At 49.4% G+C, this 2,609-nt stretch carries 3 protein-coding genes; 2 read left to right on the top strand and 1 reads right to left on the bottom strand.

Annotation, left to right across the window (positions count from 1 at the left end; all coding sequences use genetic code 11):
• Positions 1-115: 115 nt before the first annotated feature.
• Both IQ219_RS18850 and IQ219_RS18845 read left to right on the top strand, forming a co-directional pair.
• The gene (locus IQ219_RS18850; RefSeq protein ID WP_228017379.1) at positions 116-937 is read left to right on the top strand and encodes a DUF3598 family protein; all 822 of its coding nucleotides are present in this window, start codon (positions 116-118) and stop codon (positions 935-937) included.
• A 26-nt stretch (positions 938-963) separates the two neighbouring features.
• Complete coding sequence (locus IQ219_RS18845) at positions 964-1,419, top strand: TM2 domain-containing protein (protein WP_190596705.1); 456 nt, start codon at positions 964-966, stop codon at positions 1,417-1,419.
• 52 nt (positions 1,420-1,471) lie between these two features.
• On the opposite strand, the gene IQ219_RS18840 is transcribed toward IQ219_RS18845, so the two are convergent.
• The coding region (locus IQ219_RS18840) for a phospholipid carrier-dependent glycosyltransferase (RefSeq protein WP_194073628.1) at positions 1,472-2,609 on the bottom strand (1,138 nt) is incomplete at its 5' end.

Below are 2,609 nucleotides of genomic sequence, written 5' to 3'. Positions count from 1 at the left end.
TAAACCAGTATTGCTGGAAAAGCTTGGCCACTGAGGAAGGGGGGAGGGGAAATGGGAGAATGGTTTTAATTGATTCTCTAAAAACATCAGAACTAAAAATTAGGGTCAAATAACCATGGCTAACTGGGAAAACTTTCTCAAAAATCTCGGCGAGTGGCAGGGCAGTTTTACTCGCATGTCTCCCCAGGGGGAGGTGTTGGGCCAAACCCCCTCCATACTGACTCTGGAAGGCTTGGAAGATAACAAGTTGGTCAAGTTTCGTCTGCGCCGCTACGATAACCCCGATTATCAAGACCCCCCGACCCAGGACTATAGCCAGGATTACCGTTCCCTGGGGCGACAAATTATCTTTTTTGGCACCGGTGCCTTTTCCAAAGGGCCATGGCAGTTGGCTCCCTTCAGTGAATTTGGGGCAGAATTTGGTTTTGTGGACGGCGATCGCCGGATGAGATTTGTCCAACTGTATGACAAGGAATTGAGCCTAGCCAGTTTGACGTTTATCCGGGAATTTCGTCGGGGGAGTAATGCCAAGGAAAGACCCGCGTTAACGGTGGAGCAATTGTTGGGGACATGGCACTGCCAGGTTTATACAGGTTACCCCGATTGGCGAGAACCGGAAGTTAGTGGGATGGAAATTACCCTGGAGCAAACCGGAGACATGGTGGAACAACGGATAACTGTGGAAGGAAAAACCTCGGTGACCCAAGGGAAAGTGATCGGTAATCAGATCACTTTTCTGGGCTCCCACCCCAGCAACGTGCTCCTACTGCCGGATGGTGCTTCCTCTTGCACTCCCGATCGCCTGCAATTGGGACAACCCTTCTTTGGGGAAGTCGGCTGGTTGGTGCGCCCCAACGAACGACAAAGGCTGATCCGTTACTATGACAATAGGGGGGCTTGGACCCATTCCGCTTTTGTTGTCGAGTACCGTCAGTAGGTGCCGGTTTCCTTTGCACACCCGCTATGAAAAATCGCTTTGTTGCCCTAATTTTTGCCCTTTTCTTCGGCGGCTTTGGCTTACATAAATTTTACCTAGGCAATATTTTCGCCGGCATCGTCTATTTCATTTTTTCTTGGACGGGCATTCCTTTCATCCTTGGCTTTGTGGATGTGATTATCCTCGGCACCATGGACGAAAGAAAGTTCAACGCCATTTATAACCACAAACAGTACCTTACCTCCCCCGCTCCATCTCCCATGGTTACTGCCCCATCACCAGTCACCACAGAAAGGCTGGATGTGTTGATTATTAAAACCTGTGCCGCGAAGGCGATCGGTGCGACGGTGAGCGAGTGCATTGTGGCCACCGGGGAAGATCCCCAAAAGGTGAAAGAAACCATTGATGCTCTTTGTCGTAAGGGTTTCCTGCTGCCGGATAATCGGGAAGGGGACTATGCGGTGGTCTATCGTCCCATTTAGTTGATAAGGGAAATGTTTCAACTCTGGGTTAACTCAACGGATTACCTTGGCTTCAAATCCAACTGGGAAACAGCATCCGCAGGGCAAAACCCTTGGGGGTCAGGGGCATGCCCAGAAAAACCGGCGACCAATACCAAAAGGCGATCGCCACTAGGGTTAAAACTGTCCAAGCAATGATGCGGTGGCTCCGTTGGGGGCTGTCCAGTAAAGTGGCCAAAATTAAAGCTAAGGCCAAGATACTAAAGCCATAGGCGGTTAGGTAATGATAAAAAAAGGTGCAACGACTAATACCCAACCAAGGTAAAAGATTGGCGGCGTAGTTAACCACGATATAAAGGGTTACCCCCCGCAAAGGTACACTGATGGAATTGGTCCGATTAAGGAAAAATTGACTAATTTTTTGCCAAGCAATAGTGCCCAGCAATAGCCCCATGGCCCCCGTGGAAAACCAGAGCAAAATTGGATTAGCCATGGCGTGGACATCGTAAATTAAGCCGAATTTACCGGATTTTTGGTAAAAATAGGCGATCGGTCTAGCCATCACCAGCCAGCTATACCAAGGAGAACAATAGGGGTGAATATCAGGGCTGTTGCCCACCCGGCGATGGTACTGCCAGGTTTGCCTTTGAATGCGCCAAAAACCTTCCAGGGAAGCGTATTCGCCATTCATTAACAAATGGGGAATCCAAATCACGCTGTAGGTAATTGCCGGGATAAACACCAACCAAAGGGCGAATTTAAAGGGAGAAATGGTCAACCAACGGGAAAAAAAGTTGTGATTATTCTGTCCATTGCTATCTAATGGCTCCAGTGAATTTACTTGTTGCCCGGCCCAGCCTTGCCTGAAGACCGTTCTGAACCAGGCGATCGCCCAGAGGAGGTAAATACCCAACAAGAAAGCAAAACCGTTCCATTTGACGCTGCCGGCACAGGCTAAACTAATGCCCCCCAAAATTAATTGCCACAGTTTGCCCTGACGCAAATGCCATAAAACCAGAGCTTGGCCAAGTAACCCAAAAAAAACCAGGTAAATATTATTCAGCGCATAGCGGGATTCCACCAAAAACAATCCATCTAAGGCCACTAGCCCCATGGTCAACAATGTCACCAAGCGTCGTTGGGTCAATAGATAGGCGATCGCCCCTAGGAGTAGGGGAATGGTGGCCCCGGTGAGGGCATTGAGCCAGCGG

Source organism: Synechocystis sp. LEGE 06083 (genome assembly GCF_015207725.1).
GTDB lineage: Bacteria > Cyanobacteriota > Cyanobacteriia > Cyanobacteriales > Microcystaceae > Synechocystis > Synechocystis salina.
Note: the sequence above shows the minus strand (reverse complement) of the source record. Positions and strands in the feature narration are given on the sequence as shown.

Coding starts and splice junctions, on each gene's coding strand:
- IQ219_RS18850 (WP_228017379.1), top strand. CDS start 116: ATGGCTAACTGGGAAAACTTTCTCAAAAATCTCGGCGAGTGGCAGGGC.
- IQ219_RS18845 (WP_190596705.1), top strand. CDS start 964: ATGAAAAATCGCTTTGTTGCCCTAATTTTTGCCCTTTTCTTCGGCGGC.